General features: G+C 61.7%; 23 protein-coding genes, 1 tRNA gene and 1 pseudogene. 19 read left to right on the top strand and 6 right to left on the bottom strand.

The annotated features are described in order from the left end of the window. The first annotated feature begins 56 nt into the window (after positions 1–56). A tRNA-Thr gene (locus tag BN1124_RS13465) sits at positions 57–132 on the top strand. A gap of 49 nt (positions 133–181) precedes the next feature. On the opposite strand, the gene BN1124_RS13460 is transcribed toward BN1124_RS13465, so the two are convergent. Continuing rightward, positions 182–433, bottom strand: coding sequence for a hypothetical protein (locus BN1124_RS13460; protein WP_042642731.1), 252 nt, complete (start codon positions 431–433; stop codon positions 182–184). 93 nt (positions 434–526) lie between these two features. On the opposite strand from BN1124_RS13460, the gene BN1124_RS13455 reads away from it, so the two are divergent. From BN1124_RS13455 to BN1124_RS13395, 13 genes and pseudogenes are all read left to right on the top strand, one after another. Further along, the gene (locus BN1124_RS13455) at positions 527–1,792 is read left to right on the top strand and encodes a cytosine deaminase (protein WP_042642728.1); all 1,266 of its coding nucleotides are present in this window, start codon (positions 527–529) and stop codon (positions 1,790–1,792) included. A gap of 94 nt (positions 1,793–1,886) precedes the next feature. Then, positions 1,887–2,264: a fluoride efflux transporter CrcB gene (gene crcB, locus BN1124_RS13450; protein ID WP_042642727.1), complete on the top strand. Its 378-nt coding sequence runs from the start codon at positions 1,887–1,889 to the stop codon at positions 2,262–2,264. Between the two features lie 65 nt (positions 2,265–2,329). Then, positions 2,330–3,082 (top strand): bifunctional demethylmenaquinone methyltransferase/2-methoxy-6-polyprenyl-1,4-benzoquinol methylase UbiE, encoded by a 753-nt coding sequence (gene ubiE, locus BN1124_RS13445; protein WP_042642725.1) that lies wholly within the window; start codon positions 2,330–2,332, stop codon positions 3,080–3,082. Between the two features lie 8 nt (positions 3,083–3,090). After that, a complete protein-coding gene (locus tag BN1124_RS13440; protein ID WP_042642723.1) occupies positions 3,091–3,699 on the top strand; it encodes a ubiquinone biosynthesis accessory factor UbiJ in 609 nt (202 codons plus the stop codon). Further along, a complete protein-coding gene (gene ubiB, locus BN1124_RS13435) occupies positions 3,699–5,339 on the top strand; it encodes a ubiquinone biosynthesis regulatory protein kinase UbiB (RefSeq protein ID WP_042642721.1) in 1,641 nt (546 codons plus the stop codon). The genes BN1124_RS13440 and ubiB overlap by 1 nt, the downstream gene beginning before the upstream one ends. Before the next feature lie 123 nt (positions 5,340–5,462). After that, a complete protein-coding gene (gene tatA / locus BN1124_RS13430; protein ID WP_042642719.1) occupies positions 5,463–5,711 on the top strand; it encodes a Sec-independent protein translocase subunit TatA in 249 nt (82 codons plus the stop codon). Positions 5,712–5,714: 3 nt separating this feature from the next. Next, positions 5,715–6,179 carry a Sec-independent protein translocase protein TatB gene (gene tatB / locus BN1124_RS13425; RefSeq protein ID WP_042642717.1) on the top strand — a complete coding sequence of 155 codons (465 nt, stop codon included), beginning with the start codon at positions 5,715–5,717 and terminating at the stop codon, positions 6,177–6,179. After that, positions 6,176–6,928 carry a twin-arginine translocase subunit TatC gene (gene tatC, locus BN1124_RS13420; RefSeq protein WP_042642715.1) on the top strand — a complete coding sequence of 251 codons (753 nt, stop codon included), beginning with the start codon at positions 6,176–6,178 and terminating at the stop codon, positions 6,926–6,928. Before tatB ends, tatC begins: the two co-directional genes overlap by 4 nt. A gap of 111 nt (positions 6,929–7,039) precedes the next feature. After that, positions 7,040–7,825 (top strand): TatD family hydrolase, encoded by a 786-nt coding sequence (locus tag BN1124_RS13415; protein ID WP_042642713.1) that lies wholly within the window; start codon positions 7,040–7,042, stop codon positions 7,823–7,825. 3 nt (positions 7,826–7,828) lie between these two features. Continuing rightward, the gene (hemB, locus tag BN1124_RS13410; RefSeq protein ID WP_042642711.1) at positions 7,829–8,848 is read left to right on the top strand and encodes a porphobilinogen synthase; all 1,020 of its coding nucleotides are present in this window, start codon (positions 7,829–7,831) and stop codon (positions 8,846–8,848) included. Between the two features lie 220 nt (positions 8,849–9,068). Next, a complete protein-coding gene (prlC, locus tag BN1124_RS13405) occupies positions 9,069–11,111 on the top strand; it encodes an oligopeptidase A (RefSeq protein WP_042642709.1) in 2,043 nt (680 codons plus the stop codon). A gap of 204 nt (positions 11,112–11,315) precedes the next feature. Continuing rightward, a pseudogene (locus BN1124_RS13400) lies at positions 11,316–13,882 on the top strand (bifunctional diguanylate cyclase/phosphodiesterase). Between the two features lie 51 nt (positions 13,883–13,933). Further along, positions 13,934–14,692 (top strand): class I SAM-dependent methyltransferase, encoded by a 759-nt coding sequence (locus tag BN1124_RS13395; protein WP_197066217.1) that lies wholly within the window; start codon positions 13,934–13,936, stop codon positions 14,690–14,692. 78 nt (positions 14,693–14,770) lie between these two features. Here BN1124_RS13395 and BN1124_RS13390 read toward each other — a convergent pair whose 3' ends face one another. The 4 genes from BN1124_RS13390 to rhlB all read right to left on the bottom strand — a co-directional run bounded on the left by BN1124_RS13390 (position 14,771) and on the right by rhlB (position 19,068). After that, positions 14,771–15,025: a Rho-binding antiterminator gene (locus tag BN1124_RS13390; RefSeq protein WP_042642706.1), complete on the bottom strand. Its 255-nt coding sequence runs from the start codon at positions 15,023–15,025 to the stop codon at positions 14,771–14,773. A gap of 30 nt (positions 15,026–15,055) precedes the next feature. Further along, positions 15,056–16,066: a DUF4382 domain-containing protein gene (locus tag BN1124_RS13385; protein ID WP_042642704.1), complete on the bottom strand. Its 1,011-nt coding sequence runs from the start codon at positions 16,064–16,066 to the stop codon at positions 15,056–15,058. 206 nt (positions 16,067–16,272) lie between these two features. Next, positions 16,273–17,763, bottom strand: coding sequence for a guanosine-5'-triphosphate,3'-diphosphate diphosphatase (gene gppA, locus BN1124_RS13380; protein ID WP_042642702.1), 1,491 nt, complete (start codon positions 17,761–17,763; stop codon positions 16,273–16,275). 15 nt (positions 17,764–17,778) lie between these two features. Next, a complete protein-coding gene (rhlB, locus tag BN1124_RS13375) occupies positions 17,779–19,068 on the bottom strand; it encodes an ATP-dependent RNA helicase RhlB (RefSeq protein WP_042642701.1) in 1,290 nt (429 codons plus the stop codon). A gap of 113 nt (positions 19,069–19,181) precedes the next feature. Between rhlB and trxA the strand changes: the two genes are divergently transcribed. The 5 genes from trxA (at position 19,182) to fre (ending at position 24,448) form a co-directional block, all read left to right on the top strand. Continuing rightward, the gene (gene trxA, locus BN1124_RS13370; protein WP_025328829.1) at positions 19,182–19,508 is read left to right on the top strand and encodes a thioredoxin TrxA; all 327 of its coding nucleotides are present in this window, start codon (positions 19,182–19,184) and stop codon (positions 19,506–19,508) included. A gap of 205 nt (positions 19,509–19,713) precedes the next feature. Beyond that, positions 19,714–20,979: a transcription termination factor Rho gene (gene rho / locus BN1124_RS13365; protein WP_042642698.1), complete on the top strand. Its 1,266-nt coding sequence runs from the start codon at positions 19,714–19,716 to the stop codon at positions 20,977–20,979. A 109-nt stretch (positions 20,980–21,088) separates the two neighbouring features. Beyond that, the gene (locus BN1124_RS13360; RefSeq protein WP_042642696.1) at positions 21,089–22,093 is read left to right on the top strand and encodes a hypothetical protein; all 1,005 of its coding nucleotides are present in this window, start codon (positions 21,089–21,091) and stop codon (positions 22,091–22,093) included. Positions 22,094–22,126: 33 nt separating this feature from the next. Continuing rightward, the gene (gene ubiD, locus BN1124_RS13355; RefSeq protein WP_042642694.1) at positions 22,127–23,596 is read left to right on the top strand and encodes a 4-hydroxy-3-polyprenylbenzoate decarboxylase; all 1,470 of its coding nucleotides are present in this window, start codon (positions 22,127–22,129) and stop codon (positions 23,594–23,596) included. A 153-nt stretch (positions 23,597–23,749) separates the two neighbouring features. Further along, positions 23,750–24,448 (top strand): NAD(P)H-flavin reductase, encoded by a 699-nt coding sequence (fre, locus tag BN1124_RS13350; RefSeq protein ID WP_042642692.1) that lies wholly within the window; start codon positions 23,750–23,752, stop codon positions 24,446–24,448. 223 nt (positions 24,449–24,671) lie between these two features. On the opposite strand, the gene ubiK is transcribed toward fre, so the two are convergent. Continuing rightward, the gene (gene ubiK, locus BN1124_RS13345) at positions 24,672–24,929 is read right to left on the bottom strand and encodes a ubiquinone biosynthesis accessory factor UbiK (RefSeq protein ID WP_033132519.1); all 258 of its coding nucleotides are present in this window, start codon (positions 24,927–24,929) and stop codon (positions 24,672–24,674) included. Between the last annotated feature and the right edge of the window lie 188 nt (positions 24,930–25,117).

The raw sequence follows: 25,117 nt of genomic DNA, 5'->3' as shown, positions 1-25,117 counted from the left end.
CTGCCAGGCACCCAATTAGAGATTGCGCGATAAGCGTAATTTCAACAAGTTAGTATGCTGATATGGCTCAGTTGGTAGAGCGCATCCTTGGTAAGGATGAGGTCCCCAGTTCGACTCTGGGTATCAGCACCACTAAATATTAAAGCCTCCCAATCGGGAGGCTTTTTTGTATCTGCATTTCTCAGTTCACCGATATCTGCCTGGCATCGAGATAGAACCGGGCCTGCCCCGACTGTTCTATCTGGATGGCAGCCAGTAGCTTCTCCCCGCGCTTGTATTCCCAGTTGTTCTCGATCGAGGTCAACGGCGGCTTGCGGATGCCCAGCGTCTGCAAATACTCGTGAAACAGGCTGGCGCTTCCGATTTCGGTCAATCCTGCTTTCATCCCGATGACTCCCTTATTGTGTCTGTTTATCAATGGTAGCGTTTTCATATGTATTCAATGTGAACACTTTTCTATTAAATTGATCCAAGCTAAGTTCCGGGTTGGAAAAGGCCTGGGTTTCCTAAAATAGGGAAGAAAAACATGTTGATACAGAAGGTGCGTTTGGCTGACCGTGAGGGTTTCTGGCAGATCCTCTGCCACGAGGGCTATATCCGGGCCATAGAGCCCATGGCGGTATCGCTCTCCTCTGCGTCTGAGCTGGATGGAGAAGGGGGGCTCGCCATCGCCCCCTTTATCGAGCCCCATATTCACCTCGATACCACCCAGACCGCGGGCGAGCCGAGCTGGAACCTGTCTGGCACTCTGTTCGAGGGGATAGAGCGCTGGGCCGAGCGCAAGGCGCTGTTGACCCACGAAGACGTCAAGCGCCGCGCCATCCAGACGCTCAAATGGCAGATGGCCAACGGCATCCAGTTCGTGCGCACCCATGTTGATGTATCCGATCCCAAGCTGATCGCGCTGAAGGCGATGCTGGAGGTGCGCGAAGAGATGAAGCCCTGGGTTGAGCTGCAGATAGTGGCCTTCCCGCAGGAGGGGATCCTCTCCTATCCGAACGGCAAGGCCTTGCTGGAAGAGGCACTCAGGCTGGGAGCCGACGTGATCGGTGCCATTCCCCACTTCGAGTTCACCCGGGAGTACGGGGTCGAGAGCCTGCACCATATCTTCGATCTTGCTGACAAGTATCAGGTGCTGGTCGACGTGCACTGCGACGAGATAGACGACGAGCAGTCCCGCTTTATCGAGACGTTGGCAACGCTTGCTTACGAGCGCGGCATAGGCCCAAGGGTCACTGCCAGCCACACCACCGCCATGCACTCCTACAACGGGGCCTATGCCTCCCGCCTATTCCGGCTGCTGCGCATGGCCGACATCAACTTCGTGGCGAATCCCTTGGTGAATATCCACCTGCAGGGGCGCTTCGACACCTATCCCAAGCGCCGGGGCATCACCCGGGTGAAGGAGATGCTGGAGGCGGGCATCAACGTCTGCTTCGGCCATGACGATGTGTTCGATCCCTGGTATCCCATGGGCACGGCCAACATGTTGCAAGTGCTGCACATGGGGCTGCATGTCTGCCAGATCATGGGCTACGAGCAGATCAATGACAGCCTCAAGCTCATCGGCGAGCACAGCGCTCGCACCCTCAATGTACGGGATCGTTACGGCCTTGAGGTGGGCAAGCCGGCCAACCTGCTGATCCTCCCGGCAGACAATGGCTTCGATGCGGTGCGCCGCCAGGTACCGGTGCGCTACTCCATCCGTCATGGCCGGATCATCGCCGAGACCAAGCCGGCTCAGACCTCGCTGCATCTGGAGCAGGTCGAACCGGTTGATTTTCGCCGCTGACTGTTCAATTTGCCTAAGTGGCGATGAGTTTCGGCGCTGGGCGACCGCGGCGTTATTGCACATAATGTCGCCCTGATCCTGAGGGAGTGACACCATGCAAACCTGGTTTTATGTTGCCGTTGGCGGCGCCATCGGCGCCTGCCTGCGGTTCGGGATGACCGAGCTGCTCGCCCTGATGCTCGGCCGCAACTTCCCCTATGGTACCCTGGCGGTCAACGTGGTCGGCTCCTTCATCATGGGGCTGGCCTTCGCGCTCATCAGCCACGGCCATGTGCTGGAAAGCCCGATGAAACCGCTGCTGATGGTGGGTATTCTGGGGGCTTTGACTACCTTCTCCTCCTTCGCCCTGGATACCGTGCTACTGGCCCAGCAAGGGGCCTATCTGAAGGCATTGCTCAACACGGCGCTCAACGTCTTCCTCTGCCTCGCCATGGTGGTACTGGGAATGCAGTTGGTAGCGAGCCGGGTTTAAGGTGTCCGGACGCTGGCGGCTCTGGTAAACTGGCGGCCATTCTTTGCTCTATGGGTGTTTGAGGGATGTCGGAACAGACGAATACTACGCATTTTGGCTATAAAACCGTGGCGGCGACCGAGAAGGAAACTCTGGTGGCTGGCGTCTTCCATTCGGTGGCGGCCAAGTATGATCTGATGAACGACCTGATGTCGTTCGGCATTCACCGCCTCTGGAAGCGCTTCACAATCGACTGCTCCGGCGTGCGTAAGGGTCAGAAAGTGCTGGATTTGGCCGGTGGTACAGGGGATTTGACTGCCAAATTCTCCCGCATCGTCGGTGAAACCGGTCAGGTCGTGCTGGCGGATATCAACGACTCCATGCTCAAGGTGGGCCGCGACAAGCTGCGCAACCTGGGGGTGGCGAACAACGTCTCCTACGTGCAGGCCAACGCCGAGGCGCTGCCCTTCCCGGACAATCACTTCGACGTCATCACCATCGGCTTCGGTCTGCGCAACGTCACCGACAAGGACAAGGCGCTCGCCTCCATGTATCGGGTGCTCAAGCCGGGCGGACGCCTGCTGGTGCTGGAGTTCTCCAAGCCCGAGAGCGAGGTGATCGCCAAGCTGTATGACCTCTACTCCTTCAAGCTGCTGCCCAAGATGGGCGAGCTCGTGGCGAACGACAGCGAGAGCTACAAGTACCTGGCGGAATCCATTCGCATGCACCCGGATCAGCAGACCCTGAAGGGCATGATGGAGAACGCCGGCTTCGATCAGGTGGACTTCTACAACCTGACTCAGGGTGTCGTCGCCCTGCACCGTGGATACAAGTTTTAAGGTTGCCTATGCCGATGGATGCCATGGTCACCGCGGTGATCGAAACCAGCCTCAACCAGCTGCTGAATCTCGACAAACAGAGCCCGGAGCGGCTGCGCAAGCTGGCGGGCAAGGTGCTCAAGCTGGAGCTGCGTGAACTCAAGCCGCTCTGGTTCGTGTTCTCAGAGCGTCGCCTCGACGTGCTGGCCCAGTTTGAGGGGGAGGCCGACGCGGTGCTGAGCCTGTCTCTGACGGCGCTGGGTCTGCTGAAGGACCCCTCCGCCCTGACTCGCTACATCCGCGAGGAGAAGCTGGACCTGAGCGGTGATCCTCAGCTGGTGCAGGCGTTCAGTGCCCTGCTGGGAGAGCTCGACATCGACTGGGAAGAAGAACTCTCTCGCTATACCGGTGACGTACTGGCTCACACCCTGTGCGGCGGTGCCCGTCAGGCGCGTCGTCTGGTGGGGCGCGAGCTGTGCCGCACCCAGCGCCAGCTGGCCGAGTACCTGACCGAAGAGGCTCGGCTCGCCCCCGGCCCGCTCGAGGTCGCCAGCTTCAACGACGACGTCGAGCTGCTGGCCCAGCACATGAAGGCCGTCGAGTTGCGGCTCGCCCGCCTCGAACAGCAGGTGAGCTGATGACCCCGAAGGAGTTCAAGCGCCTCTATCGCATCGTCAGCATACTGCTGGAGCAAGGCATCGATGAGCTGGTGCCTGCCCGCTACCAGCCCTGGCCGGGCCGCCTGCTGCGTCGCAGCCTGTTCTGGCTCAAGAACAAGCAGCCAGATCTGAACCGCGGTGCCCGCATCCGCCTCGCCTTCGAGGCCCTCGGCCCCATCTTCATCAAGTTCGGCCAGATGCTGTCGACCCGGCGCGATCTCCTGCCGCCGGACATCGCCGAGGAGCTGGCCCTGCTGCAAGACAGGGTACCCCCCTTCTGCGGTCAGGCCGCCCGTCGCCAGATAGAGGCGAGCCTGGGTTGCCCCATCGAAACCCTGTTCGACGAGTTCGACGAGACGCCGCTGGCCTCCGCCTCCATCGCCCAGGTGCACACCGCCAGGTTGAAAGAGAACGGCCGCGAGATCGTCATCAAGGTGATCCGCCCGGACATCGAACCCGTCATCGAGGCGGATCTACGCCTGATGCAGGCGGTGGCGAGCCTGGCGGCGCGCTTCGTGCCCCAGAGCGCGCGGCTGCGCCCGGTCGAGGTGGTGGAGGAGTATCGCAAGACCATACTCGACGAGCTGAACCTGATGCGCGAGGCTGCCAACGCCATCCAGCTGCGCCGCAACTTCACCGGCTCCGATGCGCTCTATGTGCCCGAGGTGTTCACCGAACACTGCCGCGAGCAGGTGCTGGTGATGGAGCGCATCTACGGCATCCCGGTCTCCGACATCGAAACCCTCGAAGCGAATGGCACCAATATGAAGCTGCTGGCCGAGCGCGGGGTGGAGGTGTTCTTCACCCAGGTGTTCCGCGACAGCTTTTTCCATGCCGACATGCACCCCGGCAACATCTTCGTCTCTCACGAGCATCCCGAGAATCCGCTCTGGATCGGCATCGACTGCGGCATCGTCGGGACCCTGAACCGGGAGGACAAGCGCTACCTTGCCGAGAACTTCCTCGCCTTCTTCAACCGGGACTATCGCCGGGTGGCTGAGCTGCACGTGGAGTCCGGCTGGGTACCCGCCGACACCAAGGTGGACGAGTTCGAGTTCGCCATCCGCACAGTGCTGGAACCCATCTTCGAGAAGCCCCTGTCCGAGATCTCGTTCGGCCACGTGCTGCTGAACCTGTTCAACACCGCCCGCCGCTTCAACATGCAGGTGCAGCCGCAGCTGGTGTTGCTGCAGAAGACCCTGCTCTACGTGGAAGGGCTGGGGCGTCAGCTCTATCCCCAGCTGGATCTGTGGCAGACCGCCAAGCCCTATCTGGAAAGCTGGATGCGCGAACAGGTGGGTCCCAAGGCCGTGCTGAACGCCATCAAGGAGAAGGCACCGTTCTGGGCCGAGAAGCTGCCCGAGCTGCCTGAGCTGGTCTATGAGACCCTGCGTCAGGCGCGCCATCAGCAGCATCATTTCGATCAGATGTTTGCGGATTTTCGCAAACATAGCCATCGTCAGGGGCAGGCTCGCTACCTCTTAGGGGTTGGAGCCAGCCTACTGTTGGTGGGTGTATTCTTGCTGACCCAGAAGCAACATATTGAGTGGGGACAAATATCTCTGACCGGTGCCGGTGTATGCTGGTTGTTCGGCTGGTTGAAGACCCGTTCTCACTAACTGTTTCGTTAAATAGCCATGTGCGCCTCGGGCGTCCGTGTTGGAAAGATAACGGGCTGGTATCAGTCTCGTTGCTGTTAGGACAAACCTGCGCGCCTAGGGCGCCAATCTTGGAGAAATATCATGGGTGGTATCAGTATTTGGCAGTTGTTGATCATCGCAGTCATCGTCGTGCTGCTGTTCGGTACCAAGAAGCTGCGCGGGATCGGCGGCGATCTGGGTGCGGCGGTCAAGGGCTTCAAGAAGGCGTTGTCTGATGACACGACCGATGCCAAGCCTGAGCAGAAGGATGCGGAGTTTCCTCCCAAGCAGCTGAACGAAGCGGCCAACAGTGCCGATACCACCAAGCAGAAAGACAAAGATCAGGCCTAAGCCATGTTCGACATCGGTTTTTGGGAGCTGGTCGTCATCGGCGTGGTGGCTCTGGTGGTGCTGGGGCCCGAGCGGCTACCGGTTGCCATCCGCACGGCGGCCCACTGGATCAAGCTCATTCGCAGCACTGCGAACTCGGTCAAGTCCGAGCTGGAGCAGGAGCTCAAGCTGCAAGAGCTGCATAATGACCTGAAGAAGGCCGAGTCGCTGCAGATGAACAACCTCAGCCCAGAGCTGCAGGAGTCCATCGAGCAGCTCAAGGCCGCCGCCCAGTCGGTCAACCGCCCCTACCAGCCACAGCCTGAGCCACAAAACGAGATCCGTCCGCCGCAGCCGGTGCCAGCAGAAGAGCCAGAGTCTGCGCCCGCGCAGGAGCCCCGGCTCGTCGCCGTGCCTGAAGCTGAGGTGATCGAGGTGGTGGAACCAGCGCAAGACGTGGTGCGAGAGAACGGGGGGCTGAAGTCATGAGTCAGGCCGAACAACCCCTGATCACCCATCTGATCGAGTTGAGAACCCGGCTGATGCGCGCCCTGGCGGCCATAGTGCTGGTGTTCCTCGCGCTCATCTATTTCTCCAACGACATCTACGACTTCGTGGCCCAGCCGCTGCTCAGCCAGCTGCCGGCAGGCACCAGCATGATAGCGACGGATGTGGCGACCCCCTTCATCACGCCGATCAAGCTGACTCTGGTGGTCTCCTTCTTCGTGGCGATCCCCTATCTGCTGTACCAGGCCTGGTCCTTCATCGCCCCCGGCTTGTATCAGCATGAACGGCGTCTGATCATGCCGCTGGTCGCCTCCAGCGCCCTGCTGTTCTACGCCGGCATGGCGTTCGCCTACTACGTGGTGTTCCCGCTGGTGTTCGGCTTCTTCACCAGCACGGCACCCGCCGGGGTGACGGTGGCGACCGACATCGCCAGCTATCTGGACTTCGTGCTGACTCTGTTCTTCGCGTTCGGGGTGGCGTTCGAGATCCCGGTGGCCACCATACTGCTGTGCTGGACCGGGGTAACCACCCCCAAGAGCCTGAGAGAGAAGCGCCCCTATGTCATCGTCGGGGTGTTCGTGGTGGGCATGTTGCTGACACCGCCGGACGTCTTCTCCCAGACCCTGCTCGCAATCCCCATGTGGGGCCTGTGGGAGATTGGTCTGTTCTTCGCCCGTTTCTACGTGAAGGAAGAGGACAAGCAGCAGGAACAGACGGATGAGGGGAGCTGAGGCTCCCTTCCTCTTTTCATGCCCCGTCCCGAGGCGTATGGTAAGACCCCAATCAGAAGATGGTTTTCAACTATCTGAAATCGCTTATTTTTGTTCGGAGTATCCCGCGCCATGATCGATATCGGAGTCAACCTCACCAGCAGCCAGTTTGCCGGTGAGCAAGCCGAACTGGTGGCACGCGCCCGCGCCGCCGGGGTAGAGGGGCTGATCCTCACCGGCACCGATCTGGCAGGCAGTGATGCGAGCGCCGAGCTGGCATCCCGCTGGCCGGGCTACTGCTTCTCCACCGCCGGGGTGCATCCCCACGATGCCAAGAGTGTCGATGACGGCACCCTGGCCGCGCTGCGCGAGCTGGCGGCCCAGCCCCAGGTGGTGGCCATCGGCGAATGCGGACTCGACTACAATCGCGACTTTTCCCCCCGGCCGGTACAGGATGCGGTGTTTGACGCCCAGCTGGCGTTGGCCGCCGAGTTGTCGATGCCGGTATTTCTGCACTGCCGCGATGCCCATGCCCGTTTCATCGAGATCCTGCGCCCCTGGTTGCCCAAGCTGCCGGGTGCCGTGCTGCACTGCTTCACCGGCACGGACGCCGAGCTGGACGAGTGTCTGACACTGGGGCTGCACATCGGGGTGACCGGCTGGATCTGCGACGAGCGCCGTGGCCAGCTGCTGCGCGAGCAGGTGGCCCGCATCCCGGCCGGTCGGCTGATGATAGAGACGGATGCCCCCTATCTGGTGCCACGGGATCTGAAACCCAGACCCAAGCGCAACGAACCCGCTTTTTTGCCGCACATCGCCAAGGTGGTGGCGGCCTGTCGTGGTGAGACGCCCGAGGCCTTGCTGGCCCACACCCGGGCCACCTCAGCCGCGTTCTTCCAACTTCCATTCCAGGAGTGATTCATGGCCACAACTCTTCCGGGCGCCTTCCCGGGTCGCCGCCTGCGCCGGGTGCGCAAGAATGATTTCAGCCGTCGTCTGGTGCGTGAAAATACGCTGACCGTCGACGATCTCATCTTCCCGGTGTTCGTGCTGGAAGGGGTGAACCAGCGCGAGGCCGTCGCCTCCATGCCCGGAGTGGATCGCCTCTCCATCGATCTGCTGCTGGAAGAAGCCGAAGAGTTGGTGGCGCTGGGTGTCCCGGCGGTCGCCCTGTTCCCGGTGACGCCGCTTCAGAGCAAGAGCCTGATGGCGGAAGAGGCCTACAACCCGGACGGTCTGGCCCAGCGCGCGACCCGTGCCCTCAAGGCGCGCTTCCCCGAGCTTGGAGTCATCACCGACGTGGCGCTGGATCCCTTCACCACCCACGGTCAGGACGGCATCATAGATGACGAAGGCTATGTGCTGAACGACATCACCACCGAGATCCTGGTGAAGCAGGCGCTCTCCCATGCCGCCGCCGGGGCCGACATAGTGGCACCGTCCGACATGATGGATGGCCGCATCGGCGCCATCCGCGCGGCGCTGGAGGAGAACGGCTTCATCAACGTCCAGATCATGGCCTACTCCGCCAAGTATGCCTCCTGCTACTACGGCCCGTTCCGCGATGCGGTCGGCTCCGCCGGCAACCTCGGCAAGAGCAACAAGGCCAGCTATCAGATGGATCCGGCCAACGGCAACGAGGCCCTGCACGAGGTGGCACTGGACATCCAGGAGGGGGCCGACAGCGTCATGGTCAAGCCGGGCATGCCCTATCTGGACGTGATCCGTCAGGTCAAGGATCAGTTCGGGGTGCCGACCTTCGCCTATCAGGTGAGCGGTGAGTACGCCATGCACATGGCGGCCATCCAGAACGGTTGGCTGAAGGAGAAGGAGTGCATCCTGGAGTCCCTGGTCTGCTTCAAGCGGGCCGGTGCGGACGGCATCCTCACCTACTTCGCCAAGCGGGTTGCCCAGTGGCTGAAGGAAGACGCCCGGCGCTGATCCCGCTGCCACTGTGCCCCACGATGCCGGTCTTTGGACCGGCATCGTCGTTTCTGGCAGTCGATGTGACTATTAAATGAACGGGTTTTGGCGAAAAGTGGGCAACTGGCCGCGCTCTCGGCGGCAAAGGCTTGATTAATGGGGTTTCTGCCTACATCTTAGGTGGTCCAAGCAAGCTTCTGGACGGCAGGGGCTGTAGAGCATTTAGAGGTACCCAGTCATGAACAACCCTTTGCTGACAATGGACGCACTGCCCCCCTTCAGTCAGATCCGTCCCGACCAGGTACAGCCTGCCGTGACGCAGGCCATCGCCGACTGCAAACAGAAGATCGAAGACGTGCTGGCCCAGCGGGATCCCCACACCTGGGACAGCCTGATCGCCCCGCTCGAAGAGGTCAACGACCGACTGGCGCGCATCTGGTCGCCGGTCAGCCACCTCAATTCCGTGCTCAATAGCGAGGCGCTGCGCGAAGCCCACGACGCCTGCCTGCCGCTGTTGTCCGAATTCCAGACCTATGTCGGTCAGCACGAGGGCCTCTACCAGGCCTATCTGGCCCTGTCCGAGAGCGACGACTTCCCGCTGCTGAGCGGCGCCCAGCGCAAGGAGATCCAGAATACCCTGCGCGATTTCCGCCTGTCCGGTATCGGCCTGTCCGCCGAGGCGCAGCAGCGCTACGGCGAGATCCAGGCCCGCCTCTCCGAGCTGGCCTCCCGCTTCAGCAACAACGTGCTGGATGCGACCCAGGGTTGGAGCAAGCTGGTGACTGACGAAGCCGAGCTGGCCGGGTTGCCCGCCAGTGCCCTGGCCGCCGCCCGCCAATTGGCGGAACACAAGGGTCAGCAGGGCTGGCTGTTCACCCTGGACATCCCCTCCTACCTGCCGGTGATGATGTATGCGGACAACCGCGCGCTGCGCGCCGAGCTGTACGAGGCCTTCACCACCCGCGCCTCGGATCAGGGCCCCAACGCCGGCAAGTGGGACAACTCCGCCATCATGACCGAGCTGCTCTCCCTGCGCCGCGAGCTGGCCCAGCTGCTGGGCTTTGGCAACTACGCCGAGCTGTCCCTCGCTACCAAGATGGCGGACAAGACCGAACAGGTGGTGGGCTTCCTCACCGATCTGGCGGCGAAATCCCTGCCCCAGGGCAAGGCAGAGTTGGAGGAGATCCGTGCCTTCGCCACCGAGCAGCACGGTCAGAGCGAGCTGGCGGCCTGGGACATTCCCTACTACGCCGAGAAGCTCAAGCAGCACAAATTCTCCATCTCCGACGAGCAACTGCGTCCCTACTTCCCCACCAACAAGGTGGTGAAGGGGTTGTTCGAGGTGGTGCGCCGGGTGTTTGGCATCAAGGTGCGCGAGCGCCTCGGCATCGATACCTGGCATCCGGATGTGCGTTTCTACGACATCTTCGATAGCGAAGACGAGCTGCGTGGCAGCTTCTACCTCGATCTCTACGCCCGCGAACACAAGCAGGGCGGCGCCTGGATGGATGTCTGCCTAGGTCGTCGCTACCGTCAGGATGGGTCACTGCAAAAGCCGGTGGCTTACCTGACCTGCAACTTCAACGGCCCTGTGGATGGCAAACCCGCCCTGTTCACCCACAACGAGGTGGTGACCCTGTTCCACGAGTTTGGTCACGGCATCCACCACATGCTGACCCAGATCGACGTGGCCGGGGTGGCCGGCATCAACGGCGTGGCCTGGGATGCGGTCGAGCTGCCGAGCCAGTTCCTGGAGAACTGGTGCTGGGAGTCCGAGGCGCTGGCCTTCATCTCCGGCCATCACGAGACCGGCGAGCCCTTGCCCGCCGATCTGCTGGAGAAGATGCTGACTGCCCGCAACTTCCAGGCGGCCATGCAGATGCTGCGCCAGCTGGAGTTCGCCCTGTTCGATTTCCGCCTGCACCAGGAGTTCGATCCGGCTCATCCCGAGCGGGTGCCGGCCCTGCTGGCGGAGGTGCGCAGCCAGGTTGCGGTGCTGACGCCGCCCGCGTTCAACCGTTTCCAGCACAGCTTCTCCCACATCTTCGCCGGCGGTTATGCGGCGGGCTACTACAGCTACAAGTGGGCCGAGGTGCTGTCGGCGGATGCCTTCTCCCGCTTCGAGGAGGAGGGGATCTTCAACCCGGCCACCGGCCAATCCTTCCTGAAGAACATCCTGGAGAAGGGCGGTTCGAAAGAACCCATGGAGCTGTTCCGCGCCTTCCGGGGTCGCGAACCCCAGGTGGATGCGCTGCTGCGCCACAGCGGGATCGCGGCCTGATATTCAGTACCTGCCGTAGCATGAGCCTCAAGCAGGTACAGTTCCACGCCATAGTGGGATCGGCGCTTGTTTTTTGAGATAAAAAGGGACCTTTTGGTCCCTTTTCTCAAAGCTTTTTAATATCTTGCGGAGTGCATGTTTGCACTGGCCCCGCCTCTTGAGTAGAGTCGGGTTCTACCTTCCAGGGAGAGAAAGAACCTTGCCATGAGGCGAGCACTCGAGTCTGTCTATCAAATCATCTCAAGCCTGTCTCATCTGAGCGGCAAAGGATATTTCGATACCTTTGTGAGTGAAATCGCCAAAGCGGTGGGGGCGGATCTCGTCCTGATTTCGGGACAGGACCAGACGGGGCTGTTTTTCACCGTACACGCCGCCCATCCCGCCTCCCTCGACATAGGTTCCTACAGTTTTCCCCTCGCCGGCACCCCGGGCGAGATCGTCATGCAGCAGGGTGAAGCCTGGTTCAACGATCGCATCCGGCAGCTGTTCCCCCATGCCGCCGTGCTGGAGCGTTGCCAGGTCAAGGGTTACGCCGGCGTCGCCCTGAAGGATGCTCAGGGCGAGACAGTGGGGCTGTGCAGCGTCATGTTCAAGCGGGCCATGCCCAGCATGGACAAGATCATGGGCCTGCTGCGCCTGCTGGCGCCGCTCGCCGGCCGTGAGCTGGCGCTGATGTACCAGCAGCAGCCTCGCCCCCAGACACCCCTGACGCAACCGGAACACCCTCACTTCTTGGACACCATGATGTCCCATGCCCCGGTCGGGATCGGCAAGCTCGACCTGGAGGGGAAGATCATCTGGGTCAATCCGGCCATCGAGAAGATGCTGGGCTACAACCAGCATGAGCTGCAGCAGCGCACCGCCGCCGAGATCAATCACCCGGAAGACTGGCTGGTCAGCATTCCCTACTATGAAGAGCTCAGACGGGGGGACAGGCCCGCCTTCACCCAGGAGAAGCGCTACCTGCACCGGGATGGCTCCGTGCTCTGCGGGTGACAGTGACACTGATCCGCGACAAGCTACTGCGTCCCGACTACCTGATGCTGGTGCTGGAAAACATCGATCCCATCAAGCGTCACGCCGAACAGCTCAAGCTCTCCCACCGGGTCTATGACAACCTGTCCGAGGCCATCCTGGTGTGTGATGTCGACAGCCGCATCATCTCGGTGAACCCGGCGTTCGAGAAGATCACCGGTTACAGCGAGGAAGAGGCCTGCGGCCAGCGCCCCAGCATGCTCAAGTCCGGGCTGCACGATCAGACCTTCTACGCCGACATGTATCACGCCCTGGAGCGGGTCGGGATCTGGCGCGGCGAGGTGTGGAACAAGCGCAAGAACGGCAAGCTCTATCCCCAGCAGCTGATGATCAGCGCCTTGCGGGAGGGGGGCAAGATCAGCCAGTACATCGCCATCTTCAGCGATCTCTCCCAGACCAAGCTGGCGGAGCAGAAGATCGCGGCCCAGGCGAATTACGACAACCTCACCGGCCTGCCCAACCGCTGGCTGTTCGGCCGCTGCCTCAGCCGCTTCTGCGAGCGGGGCGAGCGCTTCGCGCTCATGGTGCTGGATCTGAACAACTTCAAGGCGGTCAACAACAGCATGGATCACCATGTTGGCGATGCTTTGCTGCGGGAGGTGTCGGATCGGCTGGTGAGCCGGGTGCGCACCGAGGATCTGGTGGCCCGCATCGGTGGCGACGAGTTTGCTTTCCTGGTGCCCGGCATCGTCAATCGCCGTCAGGCCGAGGTATTTGCCAAGCAGGTGATCGGCGGTTTCGCCCGTCCCTTCATGCTGGCCAACCAGCACCTCTATGTGACGGCGACCTTGGGGATCACCCTCTGCCCCAACGACGGTTCCGACAGCGACGAGCTGCTGCGCAATGCGGAGCAGGCGCTGTTCGTCGCCAAACGGCAGGGGCGGCCGATAGGTACTTACAGTTCCTCCATGCGTGAGGAGGTGAGCCAGCGTCACCAGATGCAGCAGGATCTGGCGGAGGCCATCAAGCTGGGGCAGCTGACCATGGCCTATCAGCCGATCTGGGACAACCGCAGCGGCCGGGTCGCCAAGCTGGAGGCGCTGGTGCGCTGGTATCATCCCCACTGGGGTCAGGTCTCGCCGGCGGACTTCATCCCGCTGGCGGAAGAGGCGGGGCTCATTCAGGGGCTGGGGGCGCTGGTGCTGTGGCAATCCTGCCGGGATCTGGCCCGGCTGCAGCAGTCCGGTTTCCCGGAGCTGCAGATGTCCATCAACCGCTCCACCCTGGAGTTCCAGACCATAGATCCCGAGGCCAGCGAGTGGCTCAGGGTGATGCACCACTTCGGCCTGGATCCGGCGGACATCATCATCGAGATCACCGAATCCCTGTTGATGGAGACCAGCGATCAGCACAGGGTGCGGATCGATGCCCTGCGCGAGGCGGGCTGCAAGCTGGCCATCGACGACTTCGGCACCGGCTACTCGGCCCTCAACTACCTGCGCACCTTCCCGGTGGACCTGGTCAAGATCGACCGCTCCTTCGTGCGCCACATCCCCTTCAACGAGCAGGACAGGCTGCTGCTCGACGGCATCATCAACATCGTCCACAACCTCGGCATGCAGGTGGTGATCGAGGGGGTCGAGACCCGCGAGCAGCTCAACTTCCTCTGCCAGAAGGGCTGCGCCTTCACTCAGGGCTACCTGCTCAGCCGCCCGCTGCCCTACGACGATCTGGTGGAATACCTGACCCTCAACCGCCAGGGGATGAACCTGGCCAATCTGACCATCGTGAGCTGATCCCCCGCTTCTGCTATCATGCTCGGCTCCATGCCGCCATGAGTCTTCGTTATGCACCATATCCAGGTTTTCAGTGAAGTGCCCGCCCGGGAAGGGGAGCTCGATGCCTTGCGGCTACGGCTGGCAGGGATCGACTTTCCCGCGCCCTTCGCCCTGGTGCTGACCGAGACCAGGCTGGAGCTGCGCAAACTGGATGAACCCAAGCTGGGGGCCGTTCACGTGGACTTCGTGGAGGGCGCCGTGGCCCACAGACGCAAGTTTGGCGGCGGCCGGGGCCAATCCATCGCCAAGGCGGTGGGGTTGAAAGCGGGGGCCATGCCGACCGTGGTGGATGCCACAGCCGGGCTGGGGCGCGATGCCTTCGTGCTGGCTTCGCTGGGTTGCAAGGTGACGCTCATTGAGCGCAGCCCCGTGGTGGCGGCCCTGCTGCAGGATGGGCTGACGCGGGCGGCGCAGGACCCCGAGATCGGGCCCTGGGTGCGTGAGCGGATGCAACTGCTGCAAGGCCCGGCGGTGGACAACCTGCTGGCGCTGAGTGAACGGCCGGACGTCATCTACCTGGACCCCATGTTCCCCCACAAGCAGAAGTCGGCGCTGGTGAAGAAAGAGATGCGGGTGTTCCAGTCCCTGGTGGGGCCGGATCTGGATGCGGACGCCCTGTTGCCGGCGGCGCTCAAGATGGCCGACAAGCGGGTGGTGGTGAAGCGGCCGGACTATGCGGGCTGGCTAAACGAGCAGAAGCCGAGCATGGCCATCGAGACCAAGAGCAACCGCTTCGACGTCTATGTGATGGCGGCGCTGGCGGGATAGACAGGCATCAGGGCAGCACGAACAGAAAAAGAGAGGGCCAGCATAGCTGGCCCTCTCTTTTTGGTGATCGATGGTCCATCACGAACCGGGGGCGAAATGCACCCGCTTCGCTTCCCCCTGCCAGACCAGATCCAGGGTCGCCAGCTCAGCCAGACTCAGTCGCTCGCCACTCTCCAGCAGCAGATACTCGACGCCGTCCCTTGCCTCTATGGTGCGGATCTTGTCTGCCCACTGTCGCCCCTCGCGGCTGCTGATAGTCACCAGTAACTGCCAGCGTGCGGCGATCTCGAGCCAGTCGTAGAGGTCACAGCTGATGGGTTGATAGTCCGTCATGATGTTTCTCGTCCTTGAGCCCCAGGCCCGTTACTGGAAGTTGATGCTGGTGGTGGGGGCCACCACGACCCTATCCTTCTGCACCTGATCGATCACCAGATCGTCGGCCGTCGTCGTAGCATCGTCAGGTAGCTCGGGATCATCGACACTGCCGTTGCAGACCAGGGTGACATCGTAATGACCGAGGTTCACGAAGCCCAGCTCGTAGCCGTAACCGCCGCCCGCCAGGGGAACCACGGGGGCGCTGGCATAGAAGCCGTTGTCGAGGTCGGCCATGTCGGGGTAGGCGTCGTCCCCCGCCGGGCGCAACTCGTCATAGAAGTAGACAAAGGCATCGCTCAGATCGCTGGAGCAGAGCTCTGCTGCCACTGTGCCCTTGACGGTCGCCACCTCGGTGTTGTTCACCAGCCGCACGCCCCTGGGTTTGAGCTTGTAATGCTGCTGGTGGCCAGGCAGCACCATGGAGTGGCGCAGGTCGAACTCGGTGGTGAAGAAGCTGGTGCCGTTGGCGGCGATGGTGAAGGCATCCAGCTTGAGCTCGTTGCTGGGCACCTCCAGCGGCTTGATCACCCCGTCGTCCTGCAGCACATAGGAGTAGGGGACACCGTTGTCATACTGGTTTTCTGATTGAGTTCCATTCAGGATCTCCAGCCGCATCTGGCTGTATTCGCCGGCGCCCACGTCCTGGCTATCCAGCAGTTGGCGAGTTTTCGAACCCTGATATGCGAGCAGGTCTATGTATGTAAACTGCGGGTGACCGTTGTCGTTGAGGGGGATGCTTACCCCCGCCGGCGTGCAGCCATCGTCCTGGGTCGTGGTCAGGAAGCTGGCGGTAGTCCACGCCTGCTCGGTGCCGGAGACCGGATTGATCATGATGTTGGAGACGGCGATGCAGACCTTGCTGACGTGATCGACCGGGGCATCGGAGAAGGCCAGTGACATCTTGGCCTCGGAGGGGGGTTGCGCGTTGTTGTCACCATCGCCGCCGCCACCACAGGCGGTCAGCAGCACGGTCAGGCCTAGCAAGGGTAAATGTTTCATGGCTTCCATTCCTGTTGAAGAAGACACCCTTACTCTAAGCCCGGATGGCGGCATTAACTTGCCTGGACAGGGGCTCCCAAAGTGGTCCAATTGAGTATAAACATAATTAAATCAATGAGTAGCCATCGCTCGCCACGAATATGGCTGCGAAAGGGATTGTCGGTACAGGGTGAGAATTGCTCAGAAAGGGGCGAGCAGGCGCCCCATCAGGCTTCCAGCAGGCGGGTGGCCCAACCCATCTTCTGCTGACGCTCCACCTCGAGCCGCAGTTCGCTGGCGCGCAGGTAGTGTTCGTCCAGCCAGCCCTTGGGCAGGGTCAGGGTCAGGGCATCCTCATCGGCCTGCAGCGTGAAGCTGGGCACTGTGCCCTGGGTGCGGCGCATGCAGAGGATAAGGGAGATGCGCAGGATGCGGGCCAGCCGGATCGCCTGGCGACCGGTGACGGCTCCCTGCTTCTCCAGCGGCTCCAGCTTGAATTCGTCCCGCTGGTTGAACAGCAGGGCCGACAACAGCTTCTTCTGGGCGGGGGTGAAGCCCGGCATGTCGATGTTGTCGATGATGTAGGCCGCGTGTTGCGGGGCCTTCTTGTACTCGATGCAGAGCCCAATCTCGTGCAGCAGGGCCGCATAACGCAGGATAGGGCGACCGTATCGCTTTGAGAGGCGCCAGGCCGGTTGAAGCTGGGTGAAGGCCTCGACGGCGGTATCGCGCACCCGCTCGGCGTGTTCCTTGTCCAGCTGATAGCGGCTGATCAGGCTGTCGGCGGTGCGATCCCGGGCGTCACAGTCGTGATTGTTGCCGAGCAGGCCGTAGATCAGGCCTTCGCGCAGGGCGCCGCCGGCCAGGGTCATGCTCTCGACCCCCAGGGTCTCGAAGATGGCGATCAGGATGGCGAGGCCGGAGGGGAACACGGTCAGCCGCTCGGCCGCCAGCCCTTCCAGCTGCAACCTGTCCAGCTTGCCGCAGGCGATGGCCTGACCCATCAGTTCCTGCAACTTCGGCAGAGTGACCCGTTCGCTCTTCCCTTGCGCCAGCATGATCTCCTGCAGCGCCTGGACGGTGCCGGAGGCACCGACACAGGTACGCCAGCCGAGGGCACGATAATCCGCTGCCACCTTCTCCAGCACCGCCTTGGCGGCGGCGATGGCCTGGTTGAAGCGGGCCTCGCTCAGCTCGCCGTCACCGAAGTGCTGGTTCAGCCAGGTGACGCAGCCCATGTGCAGGCTGTTGAGCAGCTTGGCCTCGCTGTGCTCGCCGATCACCAGCTCGGTGCTGGCACCGCCGATGTCGATCACCAGTCGGTTGCCTTCCCCGGCGGAGGTCCAGGAGACCCCCTCGTAGATGGTCTTGGCCTCTTCCTCGCCCGAGATGATCTCGATGCTGTGGTTGAGTACCCGTTCCGCCTCGCTCAGGAATTCATCGACGTTGGTGGCAAGCCGCAGGGTGGCGGTGCCCACTACCCGGATATTGTCGGAGGGGATGTCCTGCAACTGCTCGGAGAACAGCCGCAGGCAGTCCCAGCCCCGCTCCATGGCGGCACGGCTGAGACGAAACTCGGGATCGAGACCGGCGGCGAGGCGCACCTTGCGCTTGACCTTGGTGACGGTACGCAGGGCACCGGCGACCTCGCGTACCACCAGCATATGGAAGCTGTTGGAACCGAGGTCGATGGCGGCATAGAGCGGCGAGTTGTGCAACTGGGCCAGTCCTGATCAGTTCTTGCGGGGCGGACGGCGGCGGTTGTTGCTGTTGCCACCACCCTGGCGATCCCGCATGTTGCGGTTCACCGGTTGGCGGTTGCGGAACACCCGTTTCGGGGCGGTCACGTCATCCAGCAGCGACTCGCGATCGTACTTGCTGACCGGGATCGGGTGGTGGATGTACTCCTCGATGGCCGGCAGGTTGAAGGCATAGTCTTCACAGGCCAGGCTGATGGAGTGACCGCTCTTGCCGGCACGACCGGTACGACCGATACGGTGAACGTAGTCCTCTGCATCGTCGGGCAGGTCGTAGTTGAAGACGTGGGTCACGTCCGGGATGTGGAGACCACGGGCGGCCACGTCGGTGGCGACCAGGATGTCCAGCGTTCCCTTGGTGAACTCTTCCAGGATCTTCATCCGCTTCTTCTGCGGCACGTCACCGGTCAGCAGGCCGACGCGGTGGCCGTCGTTCTCCAGCCACGCATGCACGTCTTCACAGACATGCTTGGTGTTGGCGAAGACGATGGCTTTTTCCGGCCACTCTTCTTCCATCAGGGAGAGCAGCAGCAGCATCTTGTCTTCGTTGGAGGGATAGAACAGCTCCTCCTTGATGCGCACGCCCGTCATCTGTTCCGGCTCGATTTGCACGTGTTCCGGGTGGTTCATGTGCTCGTAGGCCAGCTCCTGCACCCGCAGGGAGAGGGTGGCGGAGAACAGCATGCTCAGACGCTCGGTGGCGGGCGGCATGCGGCGGAACAGGAAGCGGATGTCCTTGATGAAGCCGAGATCGAACATGCGATCCGCTTCGTCCAGCACCACGACCTGGATGCTGCCCAGATCGATGACCTTGGACTTGAAGTAGTCGATGATGCGGCCCGTGGTGCCGATCAGGATGTCGACACCCTGTTCCAGCACGGCCAGCTGCTTGTCATAGCCTTCGCCACCGTAGGCGAGGCCGAGCTTCAGCCCGGTGGAGGCAGCCATGCCTTCCGCATCGTTGTAGATCTGCACCGCCAGCTCCCGGGTCGGGGCCAAGATGATGGCGCGCGGCTGATTGATCAGGCGCGGTTGGGTCAGCGGGTGCGTCAGCAAATAGTTGAAGGTCGCGGCCAGGAAGGCAAGGGTCTTGCCGGTTCCCGTCTGGGCCTGACCGGCGAGGTCATGGCCTTCTACCAGCAGCGGCAGCGACAGTGCCTGGATGGGCGTGCAATAGTGAAATCCCTTTGATTCCAGACCAGCCAGAACTTCGGGTTCGAGGCCCATTTGGGCGAATTTTTCGGTCGTTAAGTGTGTTTTGCTCATGGCGGTAGGTTATCAGGTTAGGCTTGCAATAATAAACAGGATCATTTCAAATAGGGCAACTATTGCCTTTGTTGATCCATCAATAAAGCCTTAATTACTGACTGGAGTTGGAGATGAGTGACAAGATTGTTCAGCTGAGCGATGCCAGCTTCGAGGCCGATGTAATCAAAGCCGACAGCCCCGTTCTGGTCGATTTCTGGGCTGAATGGTGCGGTCCGTGCAAGATGATTGCCCCGATCCTGAACGAAGTCGCCCAAGAATATGCCGGTCGCGTGACCGTGGCGAAATTGAACATCGATCATAACGCCGACACTCCGCCCAAATATGGCATTCGCGGTATCCCGACCCTCTTGCTGTTCAAGAATGGCGAAGTGGCAGCGACCAAGGTCGGCGCCCTGTCCAAGACTCAGCTGAAAGAGTTCCTGGACGGTAACCTGTAATAATTTAAGAAGGAGCGCATTGCAATAATGCGCTCCTTGTGTTTTATCACCTAGACGCTCATCCCGATTGGTGCTAGTTTATCGTTCGTTTGCTAACCATTTTGCCGATTCAATGCTTCACAGCAGCCTGGCAGTCAATCCCGATTAGCATCAATCCAGCAGACTGTCTCCTCATTTCAATCCTTGCTTACAGACTCTCACCACTATGAATCTGACTGAATTAAAGAACACTCCTGTGTCCGAGCTGGTCAAGCTTGGCGAATCCATGGGGTTGGAAAATCTGGCTCGGGCGCACAAGAAAGACATTATTTTCGCAATCCTCAAGGCGCACGCCAAGGGTGGTGAGGATATCTTTGGCGACGGTGTGCTGGAAATCCTGACCGATGGCTTTGGCTTCCTGCGTAGCGCAGACGGCTCCTACCTGGCCGGCCCGGACGATATCTACGTCTCCCCGAGCCAGATCCGCCGCTTCAACCTGCGCACCGGTGACACCATCTCCGGCAAGATCCGGCCGCCGAAAGAGGGCGAGCGTTACTTCGCACTGCTCAAGGTCAACGACGTCAACTACGACCGTCCGGAAAACGCCCGCAACAAGATCCTGTTCGAGAACCTGACCCCGCTGCACGCCAACGAGCGTCTGCGCATGGAACGCGGCAACGGTTCGACCGAAGACATCACCGCCCGTGTGCTGGATCTCGCATCCCCCATCGGCAAGGGCCAGCGTGGCCTCATCGTCGCACCGCCCAAGGCCGGTAAGACCATGCTGCTGCAGAACATCGCCCAGAGCATCGCCTACAACCACCCTGACTGTGAGCTGATCGTACTGCTGATCGACGAGCGTCCGGAAGAAGTGACCGAGATGCAGCGCATGGTCAAGGGTGAGGTCATCGCCTCCACCTTCGACGAGCCGGCTTCCCGTCACGTTCAGGTTGCCGAGATGGTGATCGAGAAGGCCAAGCGTCTGGTCGAGCACAAGAAGGATGTGGTCATCCTGCTGGACTCCATCACCCGTCTGGCCCGTGCCTACAACACCGTCATCCCTTCATCCGGCAAGGTACTGACCGGTGGTGTGGATGCCAACGCCCTGCACCGTCCCAAGCGCTTCTTCGGCGCCGCCCGTAACGTTGAGGAAGGCGGCAGCCTGACCATCATCGCCACCGCGCTGGTCGACACCGGTTCCAAGATGGACGAAGTGATCTACGAAGAGTTCAAGGGTACCGGCAATATGGAACTGCACCTCTCGCGCAAGATCGCCGAGAAGCGTGTCTATCCGGCCATCGACATCACCCGCTCCGGCACCCGCAAGGAAGAGCTGCTTACCGCTCCGGACGAGCTGCAGAAGATGTGGATCCTGCGCAAGATCATTCACCCCATGGGCGAGATCGACAGCATCGAGTTCCTCATCGACAAGCTGGCAGCCACCAAGACCAACGACGAGTTCTTCGACTCCATGAAGCGTCAGCAGAAATAACTGCATCCTGGCATGACAAAACCGCGGCCCTGGTCGCGGTTTTTGTTTATCTATTTCCCGGCGAGCTGAGTAGTATGTGAAGCCTCGATGTCACAAGGACAGGGACGTCATGAAGCTGGTATTTCTCTTATGGCTCGGCTGGCTGATGGCCGGCCCGGTACAGGCCGATTCTCCCCCGCAGTTGCGGGCGCCGCTGGTGGCGGACGAGGGAGTGCAGGGGCATCTCGATTATCTGAACAGCCGTTTGCAGCTGGGGCAGTTTGCTGCCATGGACTCCCTGCTCGAGACTCTGGCGGTGGGCCAGCGCGAGTATCTGCTGTATCAACTGCTCGGCGGCCTCAAGTCTGCGGTGGCACCGTCCCCCGCGCTGCTGGCCTGGGTGCGCGGCCAGGCCGCCAGGGCACCGCAATGGCTGGTGGAAGGGGAGGTGGACGGTTTCCTGGTTCAGCTGCCCGCTTACGATTTTGCCGCCGAGGCGCGGCTGGTGCTGAGCCGCTGGCAACAGCTCGCCTGGCAGGACAACTACCGCCAGCTGCTGGAGCAGGGCAGCTTCGACTTCAAGCAACTCTACTACAGCCGCAATCCGGAGCTGGCGCGGCAGCAGCAGGCGCTGCTGGCGGTGCTCGACGACCAACCCGCCCCCGTGCTCAGGCGTGAGGCAAGGCGGTTGGCCTCCCTGAACCTCTTCCTGCCGGACAACCAGCTGCTGCTGCACCTCATCGAGCACACCGGCGATCCCGCCCTCTACCAGAAACTGTGGCGTCAGCCAGTGGATCACGACAGTGTGGCGGCGCTGCACACTATTACCCGCTTTTATAAAGGCCAGGAGGCGAGCGATCTGCTGATTTCCGCCAGCCGCAACGACCGCTTGATGATCCCCGCTTTGCACCAGCTCAGCCAGCTCTCGCCGCTGCCGGACACGGCCCAGCAATATCTGCTGGTCGAGCTCGGCAAGCATCAATATGGCGGCCTGGTGGCCGGTCTGCTGCTGCAGATGGACGAGCCCAGGCTGCTGGCCCAGCTGGCCGACAGGCTCACCCGGCAGGAGTGGCGTCACGCCTCGTCCGTCATGCTGCCCGATACGGGTACACCGGATGCGCGGCCGGGGTTATAATGCGGCACCTCCTGAACCCGGTAGGGTACCTGCATGAAATACAAGGACTTGCGTGATTTCATCACGCAGCTGGAACAAAACGGACAGCTCAAGCGCATCAGTCGCGAGATAGACCCCTATCTGGAGATGACCGAGATCAGCGATCGCACCTTGCGTGCGGGTGGCCCCGCCCTGCTGTTCGAAAACCCCAAAGGCTACGGCATGCCGGTGCTGGCGAACCTGTTCGGCACCCCGGATCGGGTCGCCATGGGCATGGGTCAGCCCAACGTCGGCGCCCTGCGCCAGGTGGGGACCTGGCTCGCCTATCTGAAGGAGCCGGAGCCGCCCCGCGGTCTCAAGGAGCTGATGGAGAAGCTGCCGATCTTCAAGCAGGTACTCAACATGCCGACCAAGCGGCTCTCCTCCGCCCCCTGCCAGCAGATAGTGCAGGAAGGGGACGCGGTGGATCTCGACCAGATCCCGATCCAGCACTGCTGGCCCGGTGACGTGGCACCCCTGGTGACCTGGGGCCTGACCATCACCCGCGGCCCTTACAAGAAGCGGCAGAACCTCGGCATCTATCGCCAGCAGAAGATCGGCAAGAACAAGCTGATCATGCGCTGGCTGGATCACCGTGGCGGTGCCATCGATTTTCGCGAATGGCAGGAGGCGCACCCGGGTGAGCGTTTCCCGGTGGCAGTGGCGCTCGGTGCCGATCCTGCGACCATACTCGGCGCCGTGACGCCGGTGCCGGATAGCCTCTCCGAATACGCCTTCGCCGGCCTGCTGCGGGGCAGCCGCACCGAGGTGGTGAAGGCCCTGAGCTGCGATCTGGAGGTGCCCGCCAGCGCCGAGATCGTGCTGGAAGGCTACCTGGAGCCGGGCGAGATGGCGCCGGAAGGCCCTTACGGCGATCACACCGGCTACTACAACGAGGTGGACGAGTTCCCGGTGTTCACCATCACTCACCTGACCATGCGCCGCGATGCCATCTATCACAGCACCTACACCGGTCGCCCGCCCGATGAGCCGGCGGTGCTCGGGGTGGCGCTGAACGAGGTGTTCGTGCCGCTGCTGCAGAAGCAGTTCCCCGAGATAGTGGACTTCTACCTGCCGCCGGAGGGTTGCTCCTACCGGATGGCAGTGGTGACCATCAAGAAGCGTTATCCCGGCCACGCCAAGCGGGTGATGCTGGGGGTCTGGTCCTTCCTGCGCCAGTTCATGTACACCAAGTTCGTGATCGTCTGCGACGACGACATCAACGCCCGGGACTGGAAAGATGTGATCTGGGCCATTACCACCCGGATGGACCCGGCGCGGGACACCACCCTGATCGAGCACACCCCCATCGACTACCTCGACTTCGCCTCGCCGGTGTCGGGGCTCGGCTCCAAAATGGGGCTGGATGCCACCAACAAGTGGCCGGGGGAGAGCAACCGGGAGTGGGGCCAACCCATAGTCCAGGATGCCGCCGTCAGCGCGAAGATCGATGAGATCTGGGCCGAGCTGAAGATCCTCGACTGAGCCTCTGCCTGTGTGCCCGCTGGTCCCGACACAAAAGATCGGTATTAGCGGGCTGAATTGGGTATGCTCGACTGACCTGACCAGCCGCTGGTCGCCAGATCACAGTGAATCAATGAGCGAAGCGGGCCGAGCGAGCCCGTCACAAGGACAAGAATGCAACGTATCAAGTGCCGCGTAGAGGAACTGCGCGAATATGTCGACACCATCTGGCACGTGGCCCTGGCGCCGCAGCAAGCCATCAGCTTCAAGCCGGGCCAGTATCTGCTGGTGGTGATGAGCGACTCGGACAAGCGTCCCTTCTCCATCGCCAACTCGCCGACCCGCTCCGGTGTGCTGGAGCTGCAGATCGGTGCCACCCCTGAAAACGCCTACGCCGGCCAGGTGCTGGCCCGCATGCGCGAGCAGGGCGAGATCGAGATTGAACTGGCGGCGGGCAAGGCCTTCCTGCGCGACAGTTCGCCCCGTCCTCTGATCCTGATGGCGGGGGGCACCGGTTTCTCCTACGCCCGCTCCATCCTGGAGTATCTGATCGCCAGCGACAGCAAGCGCCCGGTGTTCCTCTACTGGGGCGTGCGCCAGGCGCACTGGCTCTATGAGCAGGAGCAGATGCTGCAGTGGGAGCGGGACTATGCGCCCCTCACCTTCGTGCCCGTGGTGCAGGAACCCGAGGCAAATTGGACCGGCAAGACGGGTCTGGTGCACAAGGCCATCATGGATGACTTCGTCAGCCTGCACGATTACGACATCTATGTGGCGGGTCGCTTCGAGATGGCGGGTGCCGCGCGGGAAGAGTTCAAGGTGCTGGGTGCCGAGCCGGAGCGTATCTTCGGCGACGCCTACGAGTTTATCTAAGCGCCTGCTGCGAAGCCGTGATCAAGGCTTATGTGCTGCTCGGAAGCCTCATGTATTCCTATACACTCCGGTTCCTGCGCTGCGCTTCACCTCACCTTGCTGACGGCTTCTCGCGACGACGCTTGAGCCCCTTAGTGGGAGCAAAAACAACAAACCCCAGCCAGGCTGGGGTTTGTTTTATGTGCCGTCGAGGCAGGTGGTTCGAGCCCGACGTTCGGCGTGATTACTCGCCCTTGGCACCGAGTTGCTGTTCCAGCTGGGCCAGCTTGGCCTCGAGGGCGGTCAGCTTCTCCCGGGTGCGCAGCAGCACCTTGGTCTGCACATCAAACTCTTCGCGGCTGACCAGATCCAGCTTGTTGAGCTGAGCCTGCAGCACCTGACGAGTCTTCTTCTCCACCTCTTCACCCATGCTGCGAATGCCGGGCGGCAGGGCGTTGTGTACCTGTTTGGCGATCTCTTCCAGTTTCTTCGGGTCGATCATGGGGTTCTCCTTAAGCAATGGGCCATTCTACCGACAAATCCCCCTCTTTGCCGAGATCGGGGCGGCTTTTTGCGTGTCGGGCCCAAACAGGCTCTGGTCGGGTCTGGAATTGCGCCGAATGCTGTTACCCTCCGCCGGCGGGGTCAATGCCAATTCCTTGATGTTGTACACAAAAAAATCAGATCAGA

Origin of the sequence: Aeromonas eucrenophila (assembly GCF_000819865.1) — a bacterium.
Lineage (GTDB): Bacteria > Pseudomonadota > Gammaproteobacteria > Enterobacterales > Aeromonadaceae > Aeromonas > Aeromonas eucrenophila.
Note: the sequence above shows the minus strand (reverse complement) of the source record. Positions and strands in the feature narration are given on the sequence as shown.

Excerpts from the sequence above, each read along its gene's own strand:
- prlC (WP_042642709.1), top strand. The coding sequence starts at position 9,069 with ATGAACAACCCTTTGCTGACAATGGACGCACTGCCCCCCTTCAGTCAG.
- tatA (WP_042642719.1), top strand. The coding sequence starts at position 5,463 with ATGGGTGGTATCAGTATTTGGCAGTTGTTGATCATCGCAGTCATCGTC.
- BN1124_RS13395 (WP_197066217.1), top strand. The coding sequence starts at position 13,934 with ATGCACCATATCCAGGTTTTCAGTGAAGTGCCCGCCCGGGAAGGGGAG.
- BN1124_RS13460 (WP_042642731.1), bottom strand. The coding sequence starts at position 433 with ATGAAAACGCTACCATTGATAAACAGACACAATAAGGGAGTCATCGGG.
- BN1124_RS13390 (WP_042642706.1), bottom strand. The coding sequence starts at position 15,025 with ATGACGGACTATCAACCCATCAGCTGTGACCTCTACGACTGGCTCGAG.
- tatC (WP_042642715.1), top strand. The coding sequence starts at position 6,176 with ATGAGTCAGGCCGAACAACCCCTGATCACCCATCTGATCGAGTTGAGA.
- rhlB (WP_042642701.1), bottom strand. The coding sequence starts at position 19,068 with ATGAGCAAAACACACTTAACGACCGAAAAATTCGCCCAAATGGGCCTC.
- ubiB (WP_042642721.1), top strand. The coding sequence starts at position 3,699 with ATGACCCCGAAGGAGTTCAAGCGCCTCTATCGCATCGTCAGCATACTG.
- ubiE (WP_042642725.1), top strand. The coding sequence starts at position 2,330 with ATGTCGGAACAGACGAATACTACGCATTTTGGCTATAAAACCGTGGCG.
- ubiD (WP_042642694.1), top strand. The coding sequence starts at position 22,127 with ATGAAATACAAGGACTTGCGTGATTTCATCACGCAGCTGGAACAAAAC.
- BN1124_RS13415 (WP_042642713.1), top strand. The coding sequence starts at position 7,040 with ATGATCGATATCGGAGTCAACCTCACCAGCAGCCAGTTTGCCGGTGAG.
- hemB (WP_042642711.1), top strand. The coding sequence starts at position 7,829 with ATGGCCACAACTCTTCCGGGCGCCTTCCCGGGTCGCCGCCTGCGCCGG.
- ubiK (WP_033132519.1), bottom strand. The coding sequence starts at position 24,929 with ATGATCGACCCGAAGAAACTGGAAGAGATCGCCAAACAGGTACACAAC.
- tatB (WP_042642717.1), top strand. The coding sequence starts at position 5,715 with ATGTTCGACATCGGTTTTTGGGAGCTGGTCGTCATCGGCGTGGTGGCT.
- rho (WP_042642698.1), top strand. The coding sequence starts at position 19,714 with ATGAATCTGACTGAATTAAAGAACACTCCTGTGTCCGAGCTGGTCAAG.
- BN1124_RS13440 (WP_042642723.1), top strand. The coding sequence starts at position 3,091 with ATGCCGATGGATGCCATGGTCACCGCGGTGATCGAAACCAGCCTCAAC.
- BN1124_RS13455 (WP_042642728.1), top strand. The coding sequence starts at position 527 with ATGTTGATACAGAAGGTGCGTTTGGCTGACCGTGAGGGTTTCTGGCAG.
- trxA (WP_025328829.1), top strand. The coding sequence starts at position 19,182 with ATGAGTGACAAGATTGTTCAGCTGAGCGATGCCAGCTTCGAGGCCGAT.
- fre (WP_042642692.1), top strand. The coding sequence starts at position 23,750 with ATGCAACGTATCAAGTGCCGCGTAGAGGAACTGCGCGAATATGTCGAC.
- BN1124_RS13360 (WP_042642696.1), top strand. The coding sequence starts at position 21,089 with ATGAAGCTGGTATTTCTCTTATGGCTCGGCTGGCTGATGGCCGGCCCG.
- BN1124_RS13385 (WP_042642704.1), bottom strand. The coding sequence starts at position 16,066 with ATGAAACATTTACCCTTGCTAGGCCTGACCGTGCTGCTGACCGCCTGT.
- crcB (WP_042642727.1), top strand. The coding sequence starts at position 1,887 with ATGCAAACCTGGTTTTATGTTGCCGTTGGCGGCGCCATCGGCGCCTGC.